The sequence below is a fragment of the Amycolatopsis sp. NPDC006131 genome, assembly GCF_040614175.1.
GTDB classification, from domain to species: Bacteria; Actinomycetota; Actinomycetes; order Mycobacteriales; family Pseudonocardiaceae; genus Amycolatopsis_E; species Amycolatopsis_E tucumanensis.
Window position 1 is genome coordinate 33,729 of the sequence record NZ_JBEXTX010000035.1, and the last position, 24,368, is coordinate 58,096.

Annotated in this window: 27 protein-coding genes; 13 read left to right on the forward strand and 14 right to left on the reverse strand. The window is 70.5% G+C overall.

The window, feature by feature from the left end:
• Positions 1-14: 14 nt before the first annotated feature.
• The 5 genes from ABZ215_RS19650 to ABZ215_RS19670 all read left to right on the forward strand — a co-directional run bounded on the left by ABZ215_RS19650 (position 15) and on the right by ABZ215_RS19670 (position 3,633).
• Entirely contained in the window at positions 15-1,394 is a 1,380-nt protein-coding gene (locus ABZ215_RS19650; protein ID WP_354950649.1) for an MFS transporter, read from the forward strand.
• On the forward strand, positions 1,391-1,933 hold the full coding sequence (locus ABZ215_RS19655) for a pyridoxamine 5'-phosphate oxidase family protein (RefSeq protein ID WP_354950651.1): 543 nt from the start codon (positions 1,391-1,393) through the stop codon (positions 1,931-1,933). Before ABZ215_RS19650 ends, ABZ215_RS19655 begins: the two co-directional genes overlap by 4 nt.
• Positions 1,934-2,032: 99 nt before the next feature.
• The gene (locus ABZ215_RS19660) at positions 2,033-2,182 is read left to right on the forward strand and encodes a hypothetical protein (RefSeq protein WP_017985832.1); all 150 of its coding nucleotides are present in this window, start codon (positions 2,033-2,035) and stop codon (positions 2,180-2,182) included.
• Positions 2,183-2,390: 208 nt separating this feature from the next.
• Positions 2,391-3,320: a bifunctional helix-turn-helix transcriptional regulator/GNAT family N-acetyltransferase gene (locus ABZ215_RS19665; protein WP_354950653.1), complete on the forward strand. Its 930-nt coding sequence runs from the start codon at positions 2,391-2,393 to the stop codon at positions 3,318-3,320.
• A 4-nt stretch (positions 3,321-3,324) separates the two neighbouring features.
• Positions 3,325-3,633, forward strand: coding sequence for a hypothetical protein (locus ABZ215_RS19670; RefSeq protein WP_020422257.1), 309 nt, complete (start codon positions 3,325-3,327; stop codon positions 3,631-3,633).
• Here ABZ215_RS19670 and ABZ215_RS19675 read toward each other — a convergent pair.
• From ABZ215_RS19675 to ABZ215_RS19685, 3 genes are all read right to left on the reverse strand, one after another.
• Positions 3,621-4,205, reverse strand: coding sequence for a peroxidase-related enzyme (locus tag ABZ215_RS19675; RefSeq protein WP_354950655.1), 585 nt, complete (start codon positions 4,203-4,205; stop codon positions 3,621-3,623). The genes ABZ215_RS19670 and ABZ215_RS19675 overlap by 13 nt on opposite strands.
• 78 nt (positions 4,206-4,283) lie before the next feature.
• Positions 4,284-5,963: a monocarboxylate uptake permease MctP gene (gene mctP / locus ABZ215_RS19680; RefSeq protein WP_020422259.1), complete on the reverse strand. Its 1,680-nt coding sequence runs from the start codon at positions 5,961-5,963 to the stop codon at positions 4,284-4,286.
• Complete coding sequence (locus ABZ215_RS19685) at positions 5,963-6,238, reverse strand: DUF3311 domain-containing protein (protein WP_020422260.1); 276 nt, start codon at positions 6,236-6,238, stop codon at positions 5,963-5,965. The genes mctP and ABZ215_RS19685 overlap by 1 nt, the downstream gene beginning before the upstream one ends.
• Positions 6,239-6,430: 192 nt before the next feature.
• On the opposite strand from ABZ215_RS19685, the gene ABZ215_RS19690 reads away from it, so the two are divergent.
• On the forward strand, positions 6,431-8,023 hold the full coding sequence (locus tag ABZ215_RS19690) for an alpha/beta hydrolase (RefSeq protein WP_354950658.1): 1,593 nt from the start codon (positions 6,431-6,433) through the stop codon (positions 8,021-8,023).
• Here the strand turns inward: ABZ215_RS19690 and ABZ215_RS19695 are convergent.
• Positions 8,020-8,166, reverse strand: a complete 147-nt coding sequence (locus ABZ215_RS19695) for a hypothetical protein (protein WP_020422262.1) — start codon at positions 8,164-8,166, stop codon at positions 8,020-8,022. The two genes, ABZ215_RS19690 and ABZ215_RS19695, sit on opposite strands and share 4 nt — an antisense overlap.
• Positions 8,167-8,321: 155 nt before the next feature.
• On the opposite strand from ABZ215_RS19695, the gene ABZ215_RS19700 reads away from it, so the two are divergent.
• Positions 8,322-8,576, forward strand: coding sequence for a helix-turn-helix transcriptional regulator (locus tag ABZ215_RS19700; RefSeq protein WP_020422263.1), 255 nt, complete (start codon positions 8,322-8,324; stop codon positions 8,574-8,576).
• A gap of 55 nt (positions 8,577-8,631) precedes the next feature.
• On the opposite strand, the gene ABZ215_RS19705 is transcribed toward ABZ215_RS19700, so the two are convergent.
• The 6 genes from ABZ215_RS19705 to ABZ215_RS19730 form a co-directional block, all read right to left on the reverse strand.
• Positions 8,632-9,495 carry an LLM class F420-dependent oxidoreductase gene (locus ABZ215_RS19705; protein ID WP_020422264.1) on the reverse strand — a complete coding sequence of 288 codons (864 nt, stop codon included), beginning with the start codon at positions 9,493-9,495 and terminating at the stop codon, positions 8,632-8,634.
• Between the two features lie 81 nt (positions 9,496-9,576).
• Complete coding sequence (locus tag ABZ215_RS19710; protein ID WP_027936490.1) at positions 9,577-11,403, reverse strand: phosphoenolpyruvate carboxykinase (GTP); 1,827 nt, start codon at positions 11,401-11,403, stop codon at positions 9,577-9,579.
• A 387-nt stretch (positions 11,404-11,790) separates the two neighbouring features.
• Positions 11,791-12,483 carry a DUF6802 family protein gene (locus ABZ215_RS19715; protein ID WP_354950660.1) on the reverse strand — a complete coding sequence of 231 codons (693 nt, stop codon included), beginning with the start codon at positions 12,481-12,483 and terminating at the stop codon, positions 11,791-11,793.
• Between the two features lie 85 nt (positions 12,484-12,568).
• The gene (locus ABZ215_RS19720) at positions 12,569-14,404 is read right to left on the reverse strand and encodes a dynamin family protein (RefSeq protein WP_354950662.1); all 1,836 of its coding nucleotides are present in this window, start codon (positions 14,402-14,404) and stop codon (positions 12,569-12,571) included.
• Positions 14,405-14,413: 9 nt separating this feature from the next.
• Positions 14,414-14,890: a nucleotide exchange factor GrpE gene (gene grpE / locus ABZ215_RS19725; RefSeq protein WP_020422268.1), complete on the reverse strand. Its 477-nt coding sequence runs from the start codon at positions 14,888-14,890 to the stop codon at positions 14,414-14,416.
• A 7-nt stretch (positions 14,891-14,897) separates the two neighbouring features.
• Complete coding sequence (locus ABZ215_RS19730; protein WP_354950664.1) at positions 14,898-16,481, reverse strand: dynamin family protein; 1,584 nt, start codon at positions 16,479-16,481, stop codon at positions 14,898-14,900.
• 116 nt (positions 16,482-16,597) lie between these two features.
• On the opposite strand from ABZ215_RS19730, the gene ABZ215_RS19735 reads away from it, so the two are divergent.
• On the forward strand, positions 16,598-17,740 hold the full coding sequence (locus tag ABZ215_RS19735) for a sensor histidine kinase (RefSeq protein WP_237335921.1): 1,143 nt from the start codon (positions 16,598-16,600) through the stop codon (positions 17,738-17,740).
• A complete protein-coding gene (locus ABZ215_RS19740) occupies positions 17,737-18,390 on the forward strand; it encodes a response regulator transcription factor (RefSeq protein WP_020422271.1) in 654 nt (217 codons plus the stop codon). Before ABZ215_RS19735 ends, ABZ215_RS19740 begins: the two co-directional genes overlap by 4 nt.
• Positions 18,391-18,624: 234 nt before the next feature.
• Here the strand turns inward: ABZ215_RS19740 and ABZ215_RS19745 are convergent, their stop codons facing one another.
• From ABZ215_RS19745 to ABZ215_RS19760, 4 genes are all read right to left on the reverse strand, one after another.
• Complete coding sequence (locus ABZ215_RS19745; RefSeq protein ID WP_354950666.1) at positions 18,625-18,753, reverse strand: hypothetical protein; 129 nt, start codon at positions 18,751-18,753, stop codon at positions 18,625-18,627.
• 297 nt (positions 18,754-19,050) lie between these two features.
• On the reverse strand, positions 19,051-19,179 hold the full coding sequence (locus tag ABZ215_RS19750) for a hypothetical protein (protein WP_354950668.1): 129 nt from the start codon (positions 19,177-19,179) through the stop codon (positions 19,051-19,053).
• An 84-nt stretch (positions 19,180-19,263) separates the two neighbouring features.
• On the reverse strand, positions 19,264-19,674 hold the full coding sequence (locus ABZ215_RS19755) for a hypothetical protein (protein WP_354950670.1): 411 nt from the start codon (positions 19,672-19,674) through the stop codon (positions 19,264-19,266).
• Between the two features lie 32 nt (positions 19,675-19,706).
• Positions 19,707-20,615 (reverse strand): SDR family NAD(P)-dependent oxidoreductase, encoded by a 909-nt coding sequence (locus ABZ215_RS19760; protein WP_354950672.1) that lies wholly within the window; start codon positions 20,613-20,615, stop codon positions 19,707-19,709.
• 219 nt (positions 20,616-20,834) lie between these two features.
• Here ABZ215_RS19760 and ABZ215_RS19765 point away from each other — a divergent pair, with 219 nt between their 5' ends.
• The 4 genes from ABZ215_RS19765 to trmB all read left to right on the forward strand — a co-directional run bounded on the left by ABZ215_RS19765 (position 20,835) and on the right by trmB (position 24,362).
• Positions 20,835-21,767, forward strand: coding sequence for an ABC transporter ATP-binding protein (locus ABZ215_RS19765; RefSeq protein ID WP_237335888.1), 933 nt, complete (start codon positions 20,835-20,837; stop codon positions 21,765-21,767).
• A gap of 16 nt (positions 21,768-21,783) precedes the next feature.
• Positions 21,784-22,557, forward strand: coding sequence for an ABC transporter permease (locus tag ABZ215_RS19770; protein ID WP_027936614.1), 774 nt, complete (start codon positions 21,784-21,786; stop codon positions 22,555-22,557).
• A gap of 273 nt (positions 22,558-22,830) precedes the next feature.
• The gene (locus ABZ215_RS19775) at positions 22,831-23,394 is read left to right on the forward strand and encodes a hypothetical protein (protein ID WP_354950675.1); all 564 of its coding nucleotides are present in this window, start codon (positions 22,831-22,833) and stop codon (positions 23,392-23,394) included.
• Positions 23,395-23,663: 269 nt separating this feature from the next.
• Positions 23,664-24,362, forward strand: a complete 699-nt coding sequence (gene trmB, locus ABZ215_RS19780) for a tRNA (guanosine(46)-N7)-methyltransferase TrmB (RefSeq protein WP_020422998.1) — start codon at positions 23,664-23,666, stop codon at positions 24,360-24,362.
• Positions 24,363-24,368: the final 6 nt, after the last annotated feature.

Here is a 24,368-nt window from a genome sequence, read left to right on the forward strand (position 1 = left end):
TGGGAGCGGATCTCGTGTCCACCACCGCCGGAGCGCCACCGCGCTTCACTCCACGAACCTGGGGAACGCTGTTCGTCCTGTGCGGCGCGATCTTCCTGGAGGGCATCGACGTCGCGATGCTGAACGTCGCGTTGCCCGCCATCCGCGCCGATCTCGGCCTGTCCACCGGCGAGCTGCAGTGGGTGGTCAGCGCCTACGTGCTGGGCTACGGCGGGTTCATGCTCGCCGGCGGCCGGGCCGCGGACCTGTTCGGCAGGCGCCGGATGTTCCTGGTCTGGCTCGCCGTGTTCCTGGTCGTCTCCGCCGTCGGCGGGCTCGCCGGGGAGGGCTGGCTGCTCATCGTCGCGCGGTTCGTCGCGGGTGTCGCCGCCGCGGTGATGACCCCGGCCGGACTGTCGATCATCACCACCGGCTTCGAGGAGGGCCCGCAGCGCAACCGGGCGCTGCTGGTCTACTCCGGGACGGCCGCGGGCGGTTTCTCGCTCGGCCTGGTGCTCGGCGGGCTGCTCAGTGCCGTGAACTGGCGGCTGGTGCTGTTCGTGCCCGCCGCCCTCGCGCTGGTCATCCTGCTGCTGGGGGCCGCGTTGATCCCCGCCACTCCCCAGGAGCGCACCCGGGACCGGCGGGTCGACGTGCTCGGCGCGGTGACCGTCACGGCCGCCATCGTGCTGCTGGTGCTGGGTGTCGAGCGCTCGGCGCACTCGTCCGCGGGCTGGACCACCGCGACCATCGCCGCCGGGCTCGTGCTCGCGGCCGTGTTCGTCCTGGTCGAGCGCCGGTCCGCAGCTCCGTTGATCCGACTGGGGCTGCTCCGGTCCGGGGCGCTGGTGCGCGCGAACCTGGCGGGTCTGCTGTTCGCCGCGGCCTTCTTCGGGTTCCAGTTCATCGCCGTGCTGTACCTGCAGGAGCTGCGTGGGTGGAGTGCGCTGGAGACCAGCCTCGCGATGCTGGCGATCGGCGCGGACGCCGTGCTCGCGCCGACCCTGACCCCGCGCTTGGTCGAGCGGTTCGGCAACGCGAAGGTCATCGTGGCCGGTCTCGTGCTCGCTGTGGTGTCCTACGCCCTGTTCCTGCCGATCTCCACGGACACCGTCTACCTGGCGATGTTCCCGACGATGATCGTGCTCGGGGTGGCGTTCGCGCTCGCCTACGGCCCGCTGACGATCGTCGCCACCGACGGGGTCGCCGAGCACGAGCAGGGGCTGGCCGGCGGCCTGCTCTACACGGCCTTCCAGTTCGGCGCCGCGCTCGGGCTCGCGGCGTGCACGGCGGTGCTCACCGGGGCGAGCGGCGGGGTCGACGGCTACCGGTCCGCGCTGGTGGTGCCGATCGCGGCCGCCGCGGTGGCCGCCGTGATCAGCGCGTCCGGGTTGCGGAAGCGGGTGGCCCGATGAGCCGCGTCGTCGCCTCCTTCGCCGAGCTCGAAGCCGAGTTCAACGCCTACGTCGGGTCGATCGGGTACGCCACGATGGTCACGGTCGACTCCCGGAACCGGCCTCGCACGCGGATCCTCATCCCGGTCTGGGAGAACGTGGACGGGCAGCCGCGCGGGTGGCTGGCCACCTACCGGACGCCGGTCAAGGCCGCGCACCTGGCCCGCAACCCGCACACCTCGTTCTCGTACTGGAAGCCGGGGAACAACTCGGTCGCCGTCGAGGCGGTCGCCGAGTGGGTCGACGACGTGGACGTGAAGTCGCACGTGTGGCGGCTCTACCGCAACACCAGCCCGCGGGGCGCCGGGTACGACCTCGGCGCGTTCTGGCGGTCGCCGTCGGACCCGGAGCTGCACGTGCTCCGGCTCGAGCCGTGGCGGATCCAGGTCATCCGCGGCGCCGATCTGCGTAGTCGCATCTGGCAGTCTCTACCTCTTTCTAGCGATCAAGCTAGAAATGGCGATCTTCCGCAAGATCGAGCTGTTGCCGATGATTCGTAGGCAAGTGCCCTAGGTCACCGGATAATCGTTGGCGACCTTGTGAAAAAAGGTGCATACTGGAAGCACAGCCACCGAGATGCACGAGGGATGCGAACACCGATGAGCAACATCGCCGCCAAGCTCCGAGCCCGCCGCGCCGAGGCGCGCACCCGCCGGGCGCTGAGCCGCGCGATCGACACCGCCGGTTCCGTGACGGTCCGCCAGGAGCTGATCGCCATCGCCCAGGCGCGTCAGTCCAACTTGCGCTGACGCGTGAGCTAGGCCACAAATAGATCAGGTTGTAACGCCACCAGGGGAAGTGGCGATACCCCAGATGACCCCGTGATGCTGGCGGACCCCCGACCTGGCAGCATCACGGGGTTTTCCAATTCCCGGGCTCCCACCTCGAAAAACCACTTGCGGCCCACCTCCACCCGAGTACTGTTTGACTCAGTCAACGAGTTTCTTGAGGTGGTCAATGAACAGCCCGCCACTGCTCGACCGCATCACCCAGGTCCGCGCCTTCAACCGGCTCTACACCGGCCTCATCGGGGTCCTCGAAGAAGGCCTCGTCGGCAGCGACTACTCGCTCGGCGAGGCCCGCGTGCTCTACGAGCTCGCGCAGGAGGGCGTCACCGAGGTCGCCGAGCTGCGGCGCCGCCTCGATCTGGACCCCGGGTACGCCAGCCGCCTGCTCGGACGTCTGGAAAGCCGCGGCCTGCTGGTCCGGGAGCGCCACGAGACCGACGGCCGCCGCCAGCTCGTCCGGCTCACCGAAGCCGGCCGCGCCGAGCAGCAGGTCCTCGAGGACCGGACCATCGAACAGATCGGCAAGCTGCTCAGCCGCCTCACCGACGACGACCAGCACCGCCTGGTCACGTCGATGCGCACCATCCGCCACCTCGTCGGCGAGCGCGAACCCGCCCCGGCGCTCGTGCTGCGCCCGCCCCGGCCCGGCGACTTCGGCTGGGTCGTGCAGCGCAACGGCGCGGTCTACGCACAGGAGTACGGCTGGGACGCCACCTACGAAGCCCTCGTCGCCCGGATCATCGCCGACTACGTCGAGCACTACGACCCGGCGCGCGAGGCCGGGTGGATCGCCGAGCTGGGCGGGGAGCGCGTCGGCTCCGTGTTCTGCGTCCGCGGCTCGGACGACAAGACCGCGAAACTGCGCCTGCTGCTCGTCGAACCGCACGCCCGCGGCCGCGGCGTCGGCAAGCGCCTGGTGGACGAGTGCCTGGCCTTCGCGCGGGCGCACGGCTACACCGCGATGGAACTGTGGACCAACAGCGTCCTGACTGCCGCGCGGCACATCTACCGGCGGGCGGGGTTCGAACTCGTCGACTCGCAACCCCACCACAGCTTCGGGCACGACCTCGTCGGCGAGACCTGGCGGCGGGAGTTGTGACCACGTGTTCGTCGTCTACTGCGAAACCTGCGACACCCGGACCCTGATGGGCATCGACGAGGTGGAGTGGGTGCACAACCTGACGCCCGGCGTCATCTCGGTGACCACCGCCTGCCCGCGCGGGCACCCGACCGTCGTCCTCACCGGCGACAAGTTCCGCCCGAAGGCCGACCCGCGCGTGCCGGACCGCATCCCGCCGCTGTGGGTGCGCGCCTACCGGCACCCGGCGAAGTGGTGGGCCCGGCTGCTCGGCCGCCTGCTCCGCAAGTACGAGATCCAGCGCGACCTGCACGAGTCGCTCTACCGCTTCTGATCGCGGCCCATCGCGTAGAACTCGGGGTTCGGCCGCAACGCGGTCAGGTGCGCCAGCCGGTTGGACATCGCGAACAACGCGGTGATCGCGCCGACGTCCCAGATCTCGTCCTCGGTCAGCCCGGCCTTGCGGGCTGCCTCGATGTCGGCCTCCCCGAACAGTTCCGGCTTGCGGGCCAGCGCGAGCGCCAGGTCGACGATCGCGCGGCCCCGCTCGTCCAGCTCGACCTGCCACGGGTTGGTGGCGACCCGGTCGGCCAGCTGCGGGTCCTTCGCGCGGATCCGCAGGATCGCGCCGTGGGCGACCACGCAGTACGTGCAGTGGTTCGCCCCCGACGTCGCCACCACGACCAGCTCCCGCTCGGCCTTGCTCAGGCCGTCGGTGCGTTCCATGAGCGCGTCGTGGTAGTCGAGGAAGGCACGCAGTTCAGCCGGCCGGTGCCCCAGCGCGCGGAAGACGTTCGGCACGAACCCCGACTTCTCCGCGATCACGCCGATGCGCTCCCGCAGGTCCTCGGGCAGGTCTTCCAGCTCCGTGACACCGAACCGGCTGTCCACGTTGGTCTCCTTCATGGTGATTTCCGTAGCGGCGCGGGTAGCGGTGCGAGCTGCGGGAGTGGTAAGGCGGCTCCGCCGCTTGAAAACGACTGACTAGTGCGCCGCGCCGATGGGGCGCAGGTCCTTGTCGTGCTCGTCGGCGTGGTAGTCGGTGCCCTCGGTGTCGTCCGTGCCGTTGAAGATCTTCAGGCTCCGGGCGATCACCGTGACGATCACGGCCACCACGAGGTTCGCGATCAGCGCCACGAACCCGGGGTAGATCTGGACCATCGAGCCCGAGAACGGGTGCCAGCCGAAGATCGACAGCTTGTCCAGCGCGAGCGCGGAACCGCCGAAGTGCGCCTTGCCCGTCTTCGGGTTCGGGATGCCGTAGAGCATGATGATGCCCCACACCATGCCGACGATCCAGCCGGCGATCAGGCCCCACCGGTGCAGCCATCGCGTGTACAGCGCGATCGCCACCGCGGGCAGGGTCTGCAGGATCAGGACACCGCCGATGAGCTGCAGGTCGATCGAGAACTGCGGGTCGATGAACAGGATGAACGCGACCGCGCCGAACTTCACGACCAGCGACGCCAGCTTGGCCTGCTTGGCCTCCTGCGCCGGCGTGGCGTCCCGCTTCAGGTACTCCTTGTAGATGTTGCGGGTCCACAGGTTCGCCGCGGCGATGGACATGATCGCCGCGGGCACCAGCGCGCCGATGCCGATCGCGGCGAACGCCACGCCCGCGAACCACGACGGGAACTGCGTGTCGAACAGCACCGGCACCACGGTGTTGGAGTCGGCGTTGCCGGTGGCCGCGTTGGTGATCGGCTTGACGCCCGCGGTCAGCGCGACGTAGCCGAGCAGCGCGAGCAGGCCCAGCAGCAGCGAGTACGCGGGCAGCGCGATCATGTTCCGCTTGATCACGCTGCGGCCGCGCGAGGCGAGCACGCCGGTGAGCGAGTGCGGGTACAGGAACAGCGCCAGCGCCGAACCCAGCGCCAGGGTGACGTACTGCAGCTGGTTGTTCGCGGTCAGCAGGATCGAGCCCGACGGGTTGCCCGTCTTCGGGTCCGGCGTCTGCAGCTTCTGCTGGCTCACGTCGAAGATGTGCGACCAGCCGCCGAGCTTGGACGGCAGGTAGAACACCGCGACCAGGATGACGATGTAGATCAGGCCGTCCTTGACGAACGCGATCAGCGCGGGCGCGCGCAGGCCCGACTGGTAGGTGTAGAGCGCGAGCACCAGGAACGCGATCAGCAGCGGCAGGTGACCGGCGATGCCGCCGCCGTTGAGGCCCATCGTCCGCAGCACCGCTTCCAGGCCGACCAGCTGCAGCGCGATGTACGGCATGGTCGCGACGATGCCGGTGATCGCGATCAGCAGCGCCAGCGTCGGCGAGCCGTAGCGGCCGCGCACGAAGTCGGCCGGCGTCACGTAGCCGCGCGAGCGGGACACCGACCACATCCGCAGCGCGGGCAGGAAGACGATCGGGTACAGGATCACCGTGTAGGGCAAGGCGTAGAAGCCCAGCGCGCCGGCGCCGAACACCAGCGCGGGCACGGCGACGAACGTGTAGGCGGTGTAGAGGTCACCGCCGACGAGGAACCAGGTGATCCACGAGCCGAACTTGCGGCCGCCGAGGCCCCACTCGTCGAGGTGGTCCAGCGAGGCCGCCGCGCGCCACCGGGACGCGACGAAGCCCATCACGCTGACCACCAGGAACAGCAGGACGAAAACGCTCAGCTCCACCCACTGCAGCCCGCTGCCGGGCGCCTGCGCCAGTGCCATCACTTCTCACCCTCGTCCAGCTCTTCGGCGGCGAGCCGGTCCGGCTTGCCCGTCACGACCGGCTTCCCCTTGGTCATCACGTAGACGATCGCCACGGATACGACACCGACGAACACGAAGAGGAACTGGTACCAGTAGAAGAACGGCAGTCCCAGCAACCGCGGCTTGTCGAAGTTGAACCACGGCGTGACGAGCATCAGCAGTGGTAACAGCAGGATCAGGTTCCACGGGCTGATCTGGAGCCCGGTGACCTTCCCGGCGGCTTTGCCAGACATGTGACCTCACTTGGACGGGGAATGGCCGCGTTGACCTTAAGTCCTGGCCTCCCCGCCGTCACGCGTGCCCGAGTATCGATTTGATCAGCGCAACACCCGACGAACGCAGGTTGCCCGGCCCCGGCCCGGCCGATATGAATAGGCGCGCCGCGGGGTATGCGCGCGGCTGCGGCTAGTGACGAAGGGGCGAGCATGACACGGACGCGCTGGGCGGTGGTGATCCCGGCTCTGGCCGGCACCCTGCTGGCGGCGGGCACACCAGCGATCGCGGCGCCGGCCGGGCCCGCACTGAACTCGGCCGGCATCCCGGATCGCTACGCCCTCCAGACGTTGAACTGGCACACCTGCACGCCCGACGAGCTGTCGGGGCAGACCCCGCCTCCCGGCGCCGAGGGCATCGAGTGCGCCACCTACCTCTCGCCGCGGGACTGGTCGGCGCCGAACCAGGGCATCGACGTGACGATCGCGGTCAGCAGGCTCAAGGCGACCGGCGAGGCGACGGAGAGCACGTTCGTCAACCCGGGCGGCCCGGGCGCTCCCGGCCGGATGTTCCCGGCGCGACTGCGCAACCAGACGCGGGTGCGTGAGCACCAGGACATCATCGGGTTCGACCCGCGCGGCACCGGCAAGAGCACGAACATCACCTGCGGCGGCGCGATCGGCACGGGCAGCGACCTCGACCCGCGGGACCGCAGCCGGGAGAACCTGAAGCTGATCCTGGACGCCACCGAGTACGCGGCCGACTCGTGCCAGGTGAAGTCCGGCGACCTCGGGCCGTTCATCAACACCCGGCAGACGATCAACGACCTCGACCTGCTGCGCGTGCTGCTGAAGCGGCAGAAGATCAACTGGGTCGGCTACTCGGCGGGCACCTGGATGGGCGCGCACTACGCGCAGGCCTTCCCTGACCGCACCGGCAAGTTCGTGCTCGACTCGAACACCGAGTTCACCACGACGTGGCAGAAGTCGTTCGACTGGCAGCCGCTGGGCTTCGAGCGGCGCTGGCGGGAGGACTTCCTGCCGTGGATGGCGAAATACGACAGCCTGTACCACTTCGGCACGACCGCGGAGATGGCCCGGCAGACCTACGAGCAGGTGCGCTACGCCCTCACCCAGAACCCGGTCGAGGTCGACGGGACGAAGCTGTCGGCCAACGCGCTGGACTCGTTCATCGCCTCCGAGCTGTACAACAAGCGGTACTTCCCGGAGCTGGCGGACTACCTGGTCAACGTGCGGAACCTGACGCAGGGGACGGCGTCGGCCCAGCAGCAGACCGCGCTGCTGGACCAGGTGAAGGCGGTCACCGACGCGGTCGGCCCGCAGCCGCTGGTGGTGCCCACCGACTACGACGACGCCTACGACGCGAGCTTCTGGACGATCCCGTGCAACGAGGGTCCGTGGTTCGGCAACCGGAACACGGCGGTGCGGCAGTCGGCGCAGCTGGGGCCGCAGTACCCGCTGCTGGGCTGGGGGTGGCTGATCCAGCCGTGCATCTTCTGGAACAACAAGCCGGAGCCGCTGCCGGTCCTGGACGGGCGGGGCGTCCCGCCGGTGCTGATGGTGCAGTCGACGCACGACCCGGCGACGCCGATCGAGGGCGCCGAGCGCGCGCACCGCGCGTTCAAGGGCTCGCGGATGATCACCGTGACCGGCGAGGGTGACCACGGGATCTACGCCGGGGGCAACGCGGCGGTGGACAAGGTTGTGGAGGACTTCCTCGTGGACGGGGTGGTGCCGCGGGACCAGACGCTGCCTGGTATGCCGCTGCCCGACCCGACCGCCTAGTTCTCGGTCTTCAGGACCCCGCCGGGCTCGTTCTCGGCGGGGTTCTTCAGTTCTTCCTTCAGTTCGCGGAACCGGCCCGTGCAGGTGCACAACACCAGGTAGACCAGGGTCAACACGAACATCAGTCCGCCGGCCAGCAACATGGCGGCCTCCTCTCCGACTGGTATGAGTGAGACGTGCGACACAGCAGAAGAGTTGCCGTTCCGGCGGTTTTCACGCCCCCTTTCTTCTGGTAGTCCCCAGCCTGTGCACAGAGTTGTCCACAGGCTGGGGACAGGTGGGCGGATAGACTGTGGACATGGTGCGAGTCCCGCTGACCGAAGCCGAACGCGAACGCGGCGAGCGTCTCGGTGCCGCACTGCGAGCCGCGCGGGGTTCCCGCAGCATGGCCGAGGTGGCGCTGGAGGCCGGCGTCTCGGTCGAGACGCTGCGCAAGATCGAGACCGGCCGCATCCCGACGCCGGCGTTCTTCACGGTGGTCGCACTCGCGGACGCGGTCGGCCTCCCACTGGACGCCCTGCGCGACGCGATCACCGGCGTACCGACCGGTTGACGGTGGATGCGCGCGGCGGAGCGATGGCTCGCGACGCCGAGTACGGAACTCGCGGCTACTTCAGCTGCTCCAGCACCGGGGCGAACGCGTCCAGGCTGCGTTCCAGCACCGACACGTAGGTGATCCCGAACTGCTCCCGCATGCGCTCGATCTGCGCGACGATCTCCGGCACCGAACCGACCAGCAGCGTCGGCAGCTCGCCGATCGCGTCGACGCTCATCTCCGGCGCGAACCGCTGGAGGTCGGCCAGTGCGGCGCGGCGGTCGTCGGTCACCACGACCAGCTGCACCAGGACGTTGATCTCCGCCGTGCGGTCGCCCAGCCGTGACCGCACGAACGACACCCGCTCGGCGAACGCGTCCGCGCCGGCCAGGCCGACCAATCCGCCGCCCTTCGCCGTCGGCGCGCCGGTCAGCGCGATCGTGTCCGCGTACTCCGCGGCCAGCGCCAGCATCCGGTCGCCCCAGCCGCCCAGCATCAGCGGCGGCCCGCCGTCCTGCGCCGGGCGCGGCTGGTGCTCGGGGTCGCCGAACAGCTTGCGCAGCTCCACGACCGTCCGCTCGACGTGGTCGACCCGGCGCCCCGGCCACGGCAGCCCGGCCGCCTCGAACTCCTCGCGCACGTACCCCGCGCCGAGACCCAGCTCCAGCCGCCCGCCGCTGTACTGGTCGGTCGTCGCGACGTCCCGCGCCAGCACGGCGGGGTGGTAGAAGGGCGCGTTGAGCACGAACGTGCCCAGCCGCACCGTCGACGTGGCCTCCGCGGCGAGCACCAGCGCCGGAAACGGCGCCGGCATCCCCAGGTGATCGGCCACGGTCACGACGTCGAAGCCCAGCTCCTCCGCCCGCCGCACCTTGTCCACGAACTCGGCCCGCGATCCGGGCTCCATCATGTTCACACCGAAGCGCATCCCCAGCATGTTCCGACCATAGAGCCGAAAACGACGAAACGGCCAGCCCCGGCCGGAACCGGGGATGGCCGTTCGCGCGGCGGAAAAAACTCAGCCGAGGCGCTGCTTCAGGGCCGCCAGCTCGTCGTGCAGGCTGGAGGGCACCCGGTCGCCGATCTTGGCGAACCACTCCTCGATCAGCGGGATCTCCTGGCGCCACTCCTCCGGCTTGACCGCGAGCGACTCCTGGACGTCCTCGATCGGCTCGGCGATGCCGTCCAGGTCGAGGTCCTCGGCGCGCGGCACCAGGCCGACCGGGGTCTCGACCGCGCCGGCCTTGCCCTCGAGGCGCTCGACGATCCACTTGAGCACGCGCGAGTTCTCGCCGAAGCCCGGCCACAGGAACCGCTTGTCGTCACCGCGGCGGAACCAGTTGACGTAGAAGATCTTCGGCAGCTTGGCGGCGTCGGCGTTCTTGCCGGTGTCCAGCCAGTGCTGGAAGTACGCGCCGGCGTGGTAGCCGAGGAACGGCAGCATCGCCATCGGGTCGCGGCGCACCTCGCCGACCTTGCCCGCCGCGGCCGCGGTCTTCTCCGACGACATGGTGGCGCCCATGAACACGCCGTGCTGCCAGTCGCGGGCCTCGGTCACCAGCGGGACGGTGGTGGCGCGGCGGCCGCCGAACAGGATCGCCGAGATCGGCACGCCCTTCGGGTCGTCCCACTCCGGCGCGAGCGTCGGGACCTGCGCGATCGGGGTGCAGAAGCGCGAGTTCGGGTGCGCGGCGGGCTCGTCCGACTCGGGGGTCCAGTCGCGGCCCTTCCAGTCGGTGAGGTGCGCCGGCGCCTCCTTGGTCATGCCCTCCCACCACACGTCGCCGTCGTCGGTCAGCGCGACGTTGGTGAAGACGGTGTTGCCGGCCTCGATGGTCTTCATCGCCACCGGGTTGGTCTTCACACCGGTGCCCGGCGCGACGCCGAACAGGCCGAACTCGGGGTTGATCGCGTACAGGCGGCCGTCCTCGCCGAACCGCATCCACGCGATGTCGTCACCGATGGTCTCGGCGCGCCAGCCCGGGATGGTCGGCTGCAGCATTGCGAGGTTGGTCTTGCCGCACGCGCTCGGGAACGCGGCCGCCACGTAGTAGGCCTTGTTCTCCGGCGAAATCAGCTTGAGGATCAGCATGTGCTCGGCGAGCCAGCCTTCGTCACGGGCCATGACGGAGGCGATGCGCAGCGAGTAGCACTTCTTGCCCAGCAGCGAGTTGCCGCCGTAGCCCGAGCCGTAGCTCCAGATCGTCCGGCTCTCCGGGAAGTGCGAGATGTACTTGGTGTCGTTGCACGGCCAGGCGACGTCCTTCTCGCCCGGCTCCAGCGGCTTGCCGACCGAGTGCAGAGCGGGCACGAACTCGCGCTCGGTGCCGTCGTCGGTGACGAACTTCTCCAGCGCCTTGGTGCCCATGCGGGTCATCACCCGCATTGACGCCACGACGTACGCGAAGTCGGTGACCTCGATGCCCAGCTTCGGGTTCTCGTCGCCGAGCGGGCCCATGCAGAACGGGATGACGTACATCGTCCGGCCACGCATGCAGCCCCGGTAGAGCTCGGTCATGGTGGCGCGCATCTCGTCCGGGTGCATCCAGTTGTTGGTCGGCCCGGCGTCCTCTTCGTTCTCGGAGCAGATGAAGGTCCGCTCCTCGACCCGCGCGACGTCGCTCGGGTCCGAGGCGGCCCAGAAGGAGTTCGGCTTCGCCTTCAACGGGACGAACGTGCCGGCCTCGACCAGCTCGTTGTTGATGCGCTCGGCCTCCTCGTCGGAGCCGTCGCACCACACCACTCGGTCAGGGGTGGTCAGCTCGGCGACCTCCCGTACCCACGCAAGCACACCGCTGTGCGACGTCGGCGCCTTGTCCAGTCCCGGGATGGCTACTGCAGTCATTCCTTCTCCTGACTTCGACGGCAGGAACGCCCGCCCGGAACGTGGTCCGGGGAAGCGCTCCGTCGCCGGCGACCGAATGGCTTCGCACACCGGCTGCCCTACCGGTGTGCTGGAAATACTGGGATTCCCCGAGGGTAGCCGGATGGACGGCCGGTAACCGAGGCCTGACCTGTCGGTTCTCTCACAAGAACGATCAGGGAATCGATTCAGATATCGCTGAACCGGCGTAGCGGAGAAAGTTCTTCGGCTTGCGCGTGATCTCGCCGATATCCGGGGGTGGGTGATTTGCCCGGAAACGCGATCAGGCCCCGCCGTCCGCGAGGGACGTTCGGGGCCTGATTTCGCCGTGGTTACCGGTCAGTTCAGGGAAGTTCGGTTCCGCGGCCGTCAGTTCTGGGAGATCCACTGCCCGGTGCCGGAGTCGATCTTCGCGACCCCTTCGACGGCCTGTGCGCCGCTGCCGCCCCACAGCTGGTCGCTGTCCGGCGGCACCTCGGCGGTGAAACCGTTCGTCGTCTCGGTCCACTCGCCGGGGCCGGTGTGCTGGTACGTGGTCGTCTCGCCCTCGGGCGTGATGATCGTCTGGACGTCGGCCTGGCCGTCGCCGTCGACGTCGGTGAAGACACGCGTGTTGCCCTGGTCGTCGGTCACGACCGCGCTGTCGGCGGTGCCGTCGTTGTCGCTGTCCACAGTGGCCGGGCCGACCTCGACAGTGCCGTCGGACATGTCCGCCGTGATCTCGCCCGCGCGGCCGGTCTCGGTGGCGTCCGGCTCGCCCGCCTCGGAGTCGTGGTCGGCGACCCAGTCGCCGGTCGTCTCGTCGAAGCGGGCCAGGTCGACGACGTTGCCCTCGGTGTCGGTGTGCACGTACTGGTCGGCGCGCCCGTCGTCGTCGGTGTCGACGTACGCGGTGATCGTGCCGTCGGCGTTGTCGAGGCGGACCGTCTCGTTGACCCCGTCGTGGTTGAGGTCCATGTTCTCTTCGGCCGTGTAGGTCTGCCCGTCGACCGTGATCTCCAGGTCACCGTCGGAGGTCGTGGCGTCGGTGGGCTCAACCCCGCCGGTCTCATCGATCCACACGCCGAACTCCCCAATCTCACACCAATGAAGTCACACGCTTTGACTCACGTTAGGCCGGTTCGGTTCCCCGGCACAACCGACCCTCTCAGGCCTGCTCACGCAGGGTGCGGATGCGCCCGAGCAGGGTCTCGGCCCGATCACGGCCGTCACCGGTCTCCTTCAGCTTCCGGCTCACCGCGGCCAGCTTCTTCGCCCGCTCCTGCGCGCCCATTTTGATCGACTTGTCGACCTGCTTGAGCTCGGCCTCGATGGCGTCGATCCGGCGGGACAGCGCCTCGTCGAGCGCCAGCGACAGCTGCTGCTCGGCCTCGATGAGCTGCTCGGCGACCAGCTGGTCGAGGATCGAGCGCGCCTCGGCGATCGACTCGACCAGCCACTGCTTGAGGTGCTGCTTGTCCGCCGCGTGCCGCCGGGTGCGGGCCATCCACCAGCCCGCGCCCAGGCCGACGACGATCGTCGCGGGCAACACGACCGGGTTGAGCAGGGCGACCCCGGCCAGCGGCAGCGCGGCGATCTTGCCTGCCCCGACGCCGCCGGAGATCCCCATGAAGATGAGTAGCTTGTCCTCGGGTGTGGACGGCTTGCGGTCCGGCGGCCGCAGCACCACCTGCGGCCCGCCCGCGCGCAGGAACTGCGAGCGGATCACGTCCAGCTCCTCCGGCGCGAACAGCTCGGCCAGCGCGATCTCGGTGACCCGGTTCAGCCGCTGCGCCATCGTCGCCGACACGCGCTGGGAGATCATCTGCAGCGCCGCGTCCACCTGCTGCGGCAGCTGGGCCAGCTGGTCGCGCTTGGCGTTGTCGATCTGCGCGCGGAAGTAGGACTGGGCGTCGCGGACCTGGCGGCTGGTCTCGTGGCCGAGGTCGACCCTGGCCCGCTGGATCTCGCCGCGCAGCTTGAGCTGCCAGCCGCGGGTGGACGTCTTGCGCTCGGCCGCCAGCTCGTCGCGCCGCTCGCGCAGCCGCTCCGCCTCGGCCTCGCCGGAGGACAGGGCCCGCTGCTCGGCCAGCAGCCCGGCGTGCACCTCGCCGAGCGCGCTGGACAGCGCCCGCAGCGTGTTCGCCTCGCCGAGCATCGCCGACCGGCCGACGACGAGTTCCTGCAGCGCGGCCTGCAGTTCGATCACACCGGACCGCTCCCGCAGCATCACCGCGGCCTGCTCGTTCGGCGCCTTCGCGGCCATCTCGAACATCCGCGCCGACACCGGGTGGAACACCGCGTCTGCGAAGCGCGGCGCGTGCTCGGCCAGCAGCCGACGGTCGGCCTCCAGCACCTCGCGCCAGCCGCGGAAAGCGTCCGTTTTGGACAGTGCGAACACCACGGTCTCCACGCGATCGCCGACGCGGCGCAGGAACTCCAGCTCACCGGCGGTGAACGGGGCCGACGCGTCGACGACGAACAGCAGCGCGGTCGCGTTCGCCGCGGCTTCGGCGGCCAGCTCGCCGTGCATCGAATCGAGCCCGCCGACCCCGGGGGTGTCCACCAGCGACACACGCTCCAGAATCGGGACGGGACCGGTGACCTCGACGTACCGCGGCGGCAGCTGGCCGTCGGGCAGCTCGTGCGCGGCCGAGACCCAGCGAACGAGTTCAGGCAGCGGCACGGCGACCGGCGCGAGCTGACCGGGGTAGCAGGCCTGCGCGCCCCACTCCGGGGCGTGGTCGAAGACGAGGTAGCCGGCGGTGGCGACGTCGGCGTCCACCGGGGACAGACCTGGGGTCGCCAGCAGCGCGTTGACCAGGGAACTCTTGCCGCGGTTGGTCTCGCCGACCACCACCACCTGCGGCTTCTTCGGCCGCGACCGGCGGACCTCCTCGACCCACGCCGCCGCCTTCGGGTCGTTCTCCCGCAACAGCGCCAGCAGTGCTTCGCGGGCCTGCTTGACCTGGTTGGGCAGGGACGAGAGCGGCGGAGCGGTCACGACCGGACCTTAGCGCTTCGTGTAGACCGTCACGACGGGCGCGCGCAGCAGGCGGCCGCCGTCGGTGAACCCGACGACCTCGGTCTCGGCGACCACGCCGTCCAGCGCCGGGTCGTCGGTCTTGATCGCGCCGCCCGCCTCGTGCACGGACGGGTCGAACCGCTGCCCGTCCGGCCGCACCGCCTCCACCCCGACGCGAGCCAGCCCTTGTTCGAGGCGCTCGACCACGCCCCCGCTGCGCGCCCGGTCCAGGGCGTAGAGGCAGAGCTGGATCAGCTCCTGCCGGTCGGCCCGCGCCTGCTCCAGCGCTTCCGGGCCGGCGGCGGCCAGATCGGATACACGGTTCACATCGGTGTTGGACGGGGGTTGCGCCGCTGTGGTTCCCTCGACTTCGTCGATGATCTTCGCCAGTTGCGCGCCGGGGATCTGCCCGGTCGGGGAGTCGTCCGCGGACCGGCGCCGGAACCAGGAAGCCACGCTCACCACCCCTCGTTCATCTCAGCTGCTGCCAGATGAGGAAGTACGCCCGGTGCACGACGTGCGCGACCCGGCTCTGCGCGGGCGTCGCGCCGAAGGACGCGAACGACCGCCACCAGCCGGCGCGCTCCAGCGCGTGCGCGGCGAGCTCCGGCCGGGACGCGCCGGGCAGGCCCAGCTGCTCGTCGATGTCGGCGTTGCTGCCCACCCGCAGGACCTCTTCGGCCAGGTCCTCGGGCATGTCGACCGCGCCGGCCACGACCAGCGTGAGCGCCTCCAGCAGCCGCAGCTGGTGCGCCTCGGGCTTGGCGAGCAGCACCTCGATGGCGTCGTGCACGCGCTGCCGCTCGGCCGGGTCACCGGATGCGTGCGCCAGCGCGGTGACCGACGCGAGCGCGGCGGCGGCCTTGATCCCGTCCGCGCGAGCGGCGAAGACCGTGTTCAGCCGGGCGCGGACGGCGTCCAGACCGGAGGCGCTGAGCAGCAGCCTGCGCAGGGCGCCCGCGGTGATCGTCGAGTCGGCGCGGATCGCGTCGATGGCGCGGCGAATGCCGTAGAGGTCGAGCTTCTCCAGCAGCCGCAGCCGGGTGCCTGCCGGGACGTCGCAGTCCCAGCTGGTGAAGATGTCGGCCGCCATCAGCATGGTCTCCAGCGTCGCGTCGTCCAGAGCGGCCAGCTGGCGCAGCGCGTCGGCATCGGCGGAGGTGAAGTTGCCCGACTCGGCGGACTCGGCGATCAGCCCGATCACCGGCAGCACGTCGGCGACCCGCGGCTTGAGCAGCAGCCCCTGCTTCTCGGCGAGGATCGACGCGGCCCGCCACACGTCGCCGCCGGAACCCTCGACGGACTCCGGCGGGATGGTGTCGGCCTTGTTCAGCACGGCGATCGCGTTGACCGGGCCCGCCTCGCGGCTCGCGGTCGCGGCGGTGAACGCGGCGAGCGCCTGCTGGTCGTCCGCGCGCACGCCCTGCGTCACGACGTAGAGGACGGCCTCCGCGCCGGCAACCGCGTTGCGCGAGGTCTCGTCCAGCTCGTCGCCGCCTTCTTCGGCCTGGGCCGCGCCCAGCAACTGCTCGGTGCGCGACACCGACGCGGCGTCCAGCGAACCGAGGCCGGGGGTGTCGATCACGGTCATCTCCTGCAGGACCGCGCTGGTCAGGTACGCCTCGATGTGCGAGACCTTGCTGATGTCCACGCCCAGCTCGGCCGGGATGGACCCGTCCGGCGCGAACGGCAGCACCTGCTTGTGACCGCCGGCGAAGACCACTTCGATGCGGTCGACCGTGCCGTACTGGAAACGGGTCACCAGGCGGGTGCACTCGCCCACGTCGGTCGGCGCGACCCGCCGCCCGATCAGGGCGTTGACCAGCGTCGACTTGCCGGACTTGATGCGCCCGGCGACCGCGACCTGCAGCGGCGCGCCGAGGCGGCGCAGCACCTCGGCGAACCCGGCGGCGGTGCGGGCGGAAACCTGCGGCTGCAGGCGGCGGCAGAGGTTGGCCACCGACACCGACAGCGGACCGGCCAGGCGGCCCTGATCCGTCGTCGCCGTCACGTCGCCCCCTCCCGGTGCCTGCGTTTTGCCCCCGAATCCTGCCATGAAGCTCGGCCCGAAGTCCCACGTGCGGTGATACCTCGGGATGACGCGGAGTGGAACGCCGCCGACCTAGGGTGAACGGTGTGCGGCGACTGAGCTTGTGGATGCGGACGCACCCGATGGTCGGGGACGTCCTGCTCGCCGTGTTGCTGCTGCTCATGGACCTGCTGTTCCTGGTCGCGCGGGCCGAGCCCAGCGAGGGTCAGCGGTGGTACGTCGCGATCCCGCTGGACCTCGCGATGGTGGGACCGGTGGCGTTCCGCCGGAAGTACCCGGTGGTCACGGCCTACGTGATCCTGCTGATGACAGTGCCGCACAGCGCGCTGGAGCTGGGGGTCGGCAGCGCGACGGCGAGCTGCGTGGCGCTGTACACGGTGGTCGTCTACGTCGGGCGGCGGCAGGCCGCGCTGTACCTGGCCGCGCAGGCCGTGATCAGCGTGGTGCAGATGTGGGCCGGCTGGTCGCCGCAGGGCTGGGCGCCGCTGCTGTTCATCGGGCTGATCTTCGCGTTGTGCTGGGTGCTCGGCGAGTTCGTCGGCGCGCGCCGGGCCTACCACGCGGAGATGGAGGCGCGGCTGCACCTGCTGGAAACCGAACGCGACCAGGCCGGGCGGATCGCGGTGGCCGAGGAGCGCGGGCGGATCGCGCGGGAGCTGCACGACGTGGTCGCCCACGCGGTGAGCGTGATCGTGGTGCAGGCCGACGGGGCGTCCTACGCTCTGCGGTCGAACCCGGAGCTGGCCGAGCGGGCGGTGCGCACGATCTCCGAGACGGGCAGGCAGGCGCTGACCGAGCTGCGGCGGCTGCTGCAGGTGCTGCGCAACGAAGAGGTGGCCGGGGAGCCGCGCATCCCGCAGCCGACGGCGGAGTCGCTGGCCGACCTGGCGGAGCGGGTGCGGACCGCGGGGGTGCCGGTGGAGTTGTCGATCGACGGGTCGCTCGCCGAACTGCCTGCCGGGGTGTCGCTCGGCGTGTACCGGATCGTGCAGGAGTCGCTGACCAACACGCTCAAGCACGCCGGACAGGGGGCCCGGGCGGAGGTGCGGGTGCGGCGGACCGAGAACCTGGTGGACGTGGAGATCGTGGACGACGGGGCCGGGAAGGCGCGGGAGCTGGTGCCCGGGCCGGACCTGCCGGGAGGCAACGGGGTGATCGGGATGCGCGAACGGGCGCACCTGTTCGGCGGGATTTTGCAGGTGGGGCCGCGGCCGGGCGGTGGCTGGCGGGTGCACGCGAGCTTCCCGGTGAGGCTCGACCCGTGATCCGCGTGGTGGTGGTCGACGACCAGGAGCTGATGCGGGTCGGGTTCCGCATGGTGCTGGGCGCGCAGGACGACATCGACCTGGTCGGCGAGGCGGGCAACGGCGCGGACGCGGTGTCGCTGGCCGGTTCGCTGCGGCCGGACGTCGTGTTGATGGACGTGCGGATGCCGGTGATGGACGGGGTGGAGGCGACGAAGCGGATCGTCGAGGCCGGCACATCGCGGGTGCTGGTGATGACGACCTTCGACCTGGACGAGTACGTGTACGCGGCGCTGCAGAACGGGGCCAGCGGGTTCCTGCTGAAGGACACGCCGCCGGACCACCTGGTGTCGGCGCTGCGGTCGGTGGCGTCCGGGGACGCCGTGGTGTCGCCGTCGGTGACGCGGCGGCTGCTGGACCGTTTCATGAGCGGCGGCGGCCCCCTGCGCGACGAGGCCGAGCTGAACGTGCTGACCGAGCGGGAGCGGGAGGTGCTGGTGCTCATCGCGAAGGGCCTGTCCAATGTGGAGATAGCGGAAAAGCTGTTCCTCTCCGAGGCGACGGTGAAGACGCACGTGGGACGGATCCTGGCGAAGCTCGGGCTGCGGGACCGCGTGCAGGCGGTGGTGCTGGCCTACGAGACGGGGTTGATCCGGCCCGGTTTGGCGTGATCGAGGAGGCCCCGGCGGGACACCTGGCTCGGGGCGACCGATCGCTTGCCGTTGGGCGCCGGGTGACCCTGCCCGCGTCCGGGCAGCGCGGCGGAGCCGGCTCCGTTTCGCGACCCCGGCGTCCCGGCGGCCGCACTGAGGCGGCCGGCCACGCGCGAGGTGGCATCGGGGTTCCGTCGTGGGCGGCGCGTTGGTCGCCGCCGTGGACAGCCGTCGGCGGTGCGGCCTGAGGCGTCACAAGAGCAGCACCCGCAGGCGATACGACTCCGGGTCGGCCACCGCGCGCGCCAGGTAACGCTCGTCCAGAGGGCGGAGGACGGACCGCAGCTCACGCGCCGCCCTACCGGGCAGTGCGGCCAGCACCGCCGCCACCCCTTCCGACGCGCGACCGCGCCACTCGACTGGCAGCCCCGCCGAGCGGCAGTCCTCTGCGGCACGCCTGTGGCGTCACAAGAGCAGCGCTCGCAGGCGATGCATCTCCGAACCAGCGACGGTGCGCGCCAGGTAACGCTCGTCGAGCGGGCGGAGGACGGACCACAGCTCACGCGCCGCCTTACGGGGCAGTGCGGCCAGCACCGCCGCCACCCCTTCCGACGGGCGACCGCGCCACTCGACTGGCAGCCCCGCCGAGCGGCAGTCCTCGGCGGCACGCCTGTGGCGTCACAAGAGCAGCGCTCGCAGGCGATACGTCTCCGGGTCGGCCACCGCGCGCGCCAGGTAACGCTCGTCCAGCGGGCGGAGGACGGACCGCAGCTCACGCGCCGCCTTACGGGGCAGTGCGGCCAGCACCGCCGCCACCCCTTCCGACGCGCGACCGCGCCACTCGACTGGCAGCCCCGCCGAGCGGCAGTCCTCGGCGGCACGCTTGTGGCGTCACAAGAGCAGCGCTCGCAGGCGATACGTCTCCGGATCAGCCACCGCGCGCGCCAGGTAACGCTCGTCGAGCGGGCGGAGGACGGACCGCAGCTCACGCGCCGCCCTACGGGGCAGTGCGGCCAGCACCGCCGCCAGCGTCTTCCGGCGCACGACCGGGTCGTCCCACTGGCAGCCGGGGCAGGGGCAGTCTTCGGGGGCGTAGCCGTCGAAGCGCCGGGCCGGGCCGTGCACGAACCGGGACCAGCCGGCCACCGCCTCGGCGACAGCGCCTGGGTGTAGCCGGGTGCGTTCCAGGTGGGCGATCGCGCGCAGGGTGCCCGCGGAGACCCCGCCGACCTGCGGGATGCGGCGGTGCTCCGGCCAGGTCGTCCGGCCGGTGCGCAGCTGTGCGGGGCGCCTACGCGGCATGGCCCTTTCTGGTCGTCATGCCGGTCATCCTCTCAGCGGTAGGGGGCCGGGTCCACCTCCGCCGGGTTGCGGCCCGCCTTGTGGACCTCCGCGTACCAGCGGCCCCAATCCGGCCGGGTGCCGTCCACGTCGGTCACGTCGTACTCGTGCATGAGCGTCCACGAGGCGAGCGTGCGGCCGGCGAAACGGGCCGCGTCCGGGTCGTTCACCAGCGCGGCCACCCCACGCGCCAGGTAGTACGGCGTCTCCGAGATCGCGAAGTCCGGGCCGCCCGCGCCGGTCACCGCGTCGCGCCAGTTCGGCTCCGCGACGCCGAACAGGTCCAGCATCGCCTCAGAGCGGAGGAAACCCGGCGTCACCGACAGGCCGACGCACCCCTTCTCCGCCAGCTCCGCGCCCAGTGCCCTGCCGAGCGCCCGCACCCCACACTTCGCCAGGTAGTACGGGATGCCCGCGCCCACGTACTCGTCGTCGTCGCCGTCGGTCACCTCGATCACGAACCCGCCGGGGCGCCGCACCACCAGCGGCAACAGCCGGTGCAGCGCGATCAGGTGCGTGTCCAGCGCGTTGTGCACCAGGGTCAGCGCGTCGTCCAGGCTGGACTCCCAGTACGGCCGCTCGAAGTCGACGAACGGGTCACCACCCCAGACGTCGTCGACCAGGACGTCCAGGCCGCCGGACTCCGCCTCGACCCGGTCCCGCAGCGCGTCCACGTCCGCCACCGACGTGAAGTCGCACCGCACCGGAACGCCCCGGCCGCCCGCCGCGTCCACCAGCTCGGCCGTCTCCTCGATCGTCTCCGACCGCTTCATCGGCGACGACGACTCGCGGGTCGTACGCCCGGTGACGTACACCGTCGAACCGCCGCGGCCGAGCTCCACCGCGATCGCGCGACCGCACCCCCTGGTCGCGCCCGTCACCAGCACCGTCTTCGCCGTCATGCGGGCACGATAACGCCCGACCCCGACAAAATCGGGCCCCGAAGCTCAGGGGCGATTCAGGGTCATCACCGATCCCGTGCGCACGCGAATCGCGGGAGGCTACTACCGCAGTCGGGTGGGAAGTTCGAACCACAGGATGACGCGCACGCGTGCCCCGATCGGTCAGCATGAGAGCCGCACGGGGAACAACAGGCTTTTGACCAGCACAGGGGAGCAACCATGATAGAGGCACGGGGCCTCACCAAACACTACGGAAAAACGCTCGCCGTCAACGATCTGTCATTCGACGTCGCCCCCGGCGAGGTGACCGGTTTCCTCGGTCCGAACGGCGCCGGGAAATCGACCACCATGCGGATGATCCTGGGCCTGGACAATCCGACGAGCGGCCAGGTGACCATCGGCGGAAAGCGTTACACGGAACTGAAGAATCCACTTCGGACCGTCGGCGCGCTGCTCGACGCCAAGTGGGTGCACCCGAACCGCTCGGCGCGGGCCCACCTGGCCTGGATGGCGAAGTCCAACCACATCCCGGCGCGCCGCGTCGAAGAGGTGCTGGACATCGTCGGCCTGACCAGCGTCGCGGGCAAGCGCGCAGGCGGGTTCTCGCTGGGCATGTCGCAGCGGCTGGGGATCGCCGCGGCACTGCTCGGCGACCCGGAGGTGCTGCTGTTCGACGAGCCGGTCAACGGCCTCGACCCGGAGGGCATCCTCTGGATCCGCAAGTTCATGCACCGCCTCGCCGACGAGGGCCGCACCGTCTTCGTCTCCAGCCACCTGCTGTCGGAGATGGCGCTGACCGCCTCCAACCTCGTGGTCATCGGCAAGGGCAAGCTGATCTCGCAGAGCACCACGAAGGAGTTCGTGGCCAGGGCCAGCGAGAACACCGTCAAGGTGCGCAGCCCGCAGCTGGCGAAGCTGCGCTCGCTGCTGCCCGCCGACAGCGCCACCGACACCGACGACGGCATCCTGGTGTCCGGTTTGGACAGCGACAAGATCGGCGAGCTGGCCGCGAGCAACGGCATCGTGCTGCACGAGCTGAGCCCGCAGACGGGTTCGCTGGAGCAGGCGTTCATGCAGATCACGGGCGATTCCGTGGAGTACCACACCGGTCTGGAGACCGAAGCCCGGCACGCTCTCGAGCCGGCGAACTAGGGGAGACGCGAACATCATGACTTTGCTTGCCGTGGAACGGATGAAACTGTTCACCACCCGCTCGCCGTGGTGGTGCGCACTGGTGGCCCTGGCCACCACGATCGGGTTCTCCGCCCTGGTCGTCGGCAACGCGGACGACGGGGGCGAGTTCACCGCCACCGTCGCCTCGACCCAGTTCGGCTACAGCTTCGGCATGGCCGTGATCATGGTGCTGGCCGCTCTCGCGGTCACCACCGAGTACCGCTTCGGCACGATCCGCACGACCTTCCAGGCGGTGCCCAACCGGGCCGCCGCGCTGGTCGCGAAGACGACCGTGGTCGCACTGGTCGCACTGGTCATCGGCGAGCTGAGCGCGTTCGGCTCGTGGGCGCTGGCGCTGCTGCTCAAGCCGAACGCCCCGCTCGCGCTGGACACCGGCGCGGACTGGATCAACGTGGCCGGGGTCGGCGCGGTCTACGCGCTCGCAGCGGTGATCGCGGTGGCCGTGGGCATCCTGCTCCGCCACAGCGCCGGCGCCATCGCGCTGCTGCTGATCTACGCGCTCGCGGTCGAGGACCTGATCCGGCTCATCCCGAGCATCGGCGACGACATCTACCAGTGGCTGCCGTTCAACGTCGCCAACAAGTTCCTCACCGGCGACGGCGCGTCGAACATGGGCCGCAACGTCGACGCGGGCGCGCCGATGTCCACCGCGGTGCTGTCGCAGGGCTGGTCGCTGGCCTACTTCGCGGCGGTCGCCGTCGGGCTGCTGGCCATCGCGGTCGCCACGGCTCGCAAGCGCGACGCCTGAGCGAAGACCACCACAGGAACGCTCCGGTGGGGACCGGAGCACGGGGAAGAAGAACGGCCCGGGCCACCGAATTCGGGGGGTGGCCCGGGCCTTCGCCTGTAGTGCATCCGGCGACCTTCGGAAAGGTCGAATCGATTAATCGGATGATGCTGTTACGACCCCTGGGTTAATACCGCGTAAAGCACCTGTGGTCGCCCTCACAGGAAGCGGACGCACCGCCTCTGACCAGGCATTCTGGAATCACCACGTCAGGCGACTCCACGGAGGTGACCCTTGACGGTGGATATTGATCAGGAAATCGCCGCCCCGCGCGCCGTCGCGCATCCGCCAGCTCTGGAACCGCTCGACGCGCTCGAATGGTCGCAGGCCGTGGAGTTGCCCCGGATCGTGGCCACCGCGACGAGACCGGCGGAGATCCGGCGCGCGTGGATCCACCGCGCCGCCGAAGCCGAAGTGCTCGCGTTGTTCCGCGCCGTGAGCGCCCGGGGCGAGATGATCCCGGCGCCCTGGTGGCTGCGCGCACTCGCGGAGGGCAGGCTCGACTCGCGGGAGACCGGTTTCCGCATCGAGGACCGGGTGGCGCAGTTGCTGTCCCGGCGCCCCGGCTGGGAGTACGTGCCGTGGGCCGCGGACGGCGAATCCGGGTACTGGGAGTTCATGCCGTCGGAGAACGGGCGCTCCGGGCACAAGATCCCCACCACGATCCTGACCACCAGCCGCCACGACGGGTGGATCGACGTGTTGCCGGCCCACACCGGCACGACGCCGCCGCCGATCGCCGTGAACGGGGTCGGCGGCCTGCGCTCCCGGTTGGGGGAGTTCGAGGCCGTCCGCTAGGGGCTTTCCTCTGGAGAAGTGGCGGAGCCGCTTGCACCACTCGGGCAGCCGGCACCGCCGCGGGTTTGAACGGGCATAGCCGCGCGGAGCGCGTCCACCAGGGGTGGTGGTCGGGGATTCATGAGGAGGCGATCCCGCAGCCAGGGGCCGCCTTGACCGAGGCTGTCACGCGTAAGCGTGTCCGTTGAGGGCGGTGGCGGGCTGGCGGGAGGGGCCGCTACCCGCACCGCCACGCAGGCCGCATCAGGGACGGCAGCTAACTTGGGCGGGTGGAGAGCGAGCACGAACCCCGCCTGCGGAGTGTCGTTTCATACGTGCAGCGTGGCGGCCGGATGACGGTCGGCCAGCAGCGTGCCTGGGAGCGCCAGTGGGCGGACATCGGGCGCAGGGTGGCCGACCTGCCGCCCGGTCCGATCGACTTCGCCGGGTGGTTCGGCCGCCCGGCTCCGGTGCTGCTGGAGATCGGTTCCGGCATGGGTGAGACGACCGCGCAGCTCGCGGCCGCCGAGCCGGAAGTCAACTACGTCGCGGTCGAGGTGTACGAGGCCGGTCTCGGGCAGCTGATGCTGCGCGCCGAGCGGCTCGGCCTGGAGAACCTGCGCCTGCTGCACGGCGACGCGGTGATCGCGCTGAAGGAGCACATCGAGCCGGACTCGCTGTCCGGGGTGCGGATCTTCTTCCCGGACCCGTGGCCGAAGAAGCGCCACCACAAGCGCCGGCTGGTGCAGCCGGACTTCGTGAAGCTGGTGGCGTCGCGGCTGGCGCCGGGCGGAATCCTGCACATGGCCACCGACTGGGAGCACTACGCCGAGCAGATGCTCGAGGTGTGCTCGGCCGAGCCCGCGCTGCGCAACCGCTTCGACGACTGGGCGCCGCGGCCGAGCTGGCGGCCCGTCACCAAGTTCGAGCAGCGGGCCGACCAGGAGGGCCGGATCAGCCGGGACCTGATCTTCGAACGCGTGGGCTGACCGGCC

Coding starts and splice junctions, on each gene's coding strand:
- ABZ215_RS19770 (WP_027936614.1), top strand. CDS start 21,784: ATGACTTTGCTTGCCGTGGAACGGATGAAACTGTTCACCACCCGCTCG.
- ABZ215_RS19710 (WP_027936490.1), bottom strand. CDS start 11,403: ATGACTGCAGTAGCCATCCCGGGACTGGACAAGGCGCCGACGTCGCAC.
- ABZ215_RS19700 (WP_020422263.1), top strand. CDS start 8,322: ATGGTGCGAGTCCCGCTGACCGAAGCCGAACGCGAACGCGGCGAGCGT.
- ABZ215_RS19755 (WP_354950670.1), bottom strand. CDS start 19,674: ATGCCGCGTAGGCGCCCCGCACAGCTGCGCACCGGCCGGACGACCTGG.
- ABZ215_RS19695 (WP_020422262.1), bottom strand. CDS start 8,166: ATGTTGCTGGCCGGCGGACTGATGTTCGTGTTGACCCTGGTCTACCTG.
- ABZ215_RS19705 (WP_020422264.1), bottom strand. CDS start 9,495: ATGCTGGGGATGCGCTTCGGTGTGAACATGATGGAGCCCGGATCGCGG.
- ABZ215_RS19665 (WP_354950653.1), top strand. CDS start 2,391: ATGAACAGCCCGCCACTGCTCGACCGCATCACCCAGGTCCGCGCCTTC.
- ABZ215_RS19660 (WP_017985832.1), top strand. CDS start 2,033: ATGAGCAACATCGCCGCCAAGCTCCGAGCCCGCCGCGCCGAGGCGCGC.
- ABZ215_RS19675 (WP_354950655.1), bottom strand. CDS start 4,205: ATGAAGGAGACCAACGTGGACAGCCGGTTCGGTGTCACGGAGCTGGAA.
- ABZ215_RS19690 (WP_354950658.1), top strand. CDS start 6,431: ATGACACGGACGCGCTGGGCGGTGGTGATCCCGGCTCTGGCCGGCACC.
- mctP (WP_020422259.1), bottom strand. CDS start 5,963: ATGGCACTGGCGCAGGCGCCCGGCAGCGGGCTGCAGTGGGTGGAGCTG.
- ABZ215_RS19685 (WP_020422260.1), bottom strand. CDS start 6,238: ATGTCTGGCAAAGCCGCCGGGAAGGTCACCGGGCTCCAGATCAGCCCG.
- ABZ215_RS19760 (WP_354950672.1), bottom strand. CDS start 20,615: ATGACGGCGAAGACGGTGCTGGTGACGGGCGCGACCAGGGGGTGCGGT.
- ABZ215_RS19765 (WP_237335888.1), top strand. CDS start 20,835: ATGATAGAGGCACGGGGCCTCACCAAACACTACGGAAAAACGCTCGCC.
- ABZ215_RS19655 (WP_354950651.1), top strand. CDS start 1,391: ATGAGCCGCGTCGTCGCCTCCTTCGCCGAGCTCGAAGCCGAGTTCAAC.
- ABZ215_RS19730 (WP_354950664.1), bottom strand. CDS start 16,481: ATGGCAGGATTCGGGGGCAAAACGCAGGCACCGGGAGGGGGCGACGTG.
- ABZ215_RS19735 (WP_237335921.1), top strand. CDS start 16,598: ATGGTCGGGGACGTCCTGCTCGCCGTGTTGCTGCTGCTCATGGACCTG.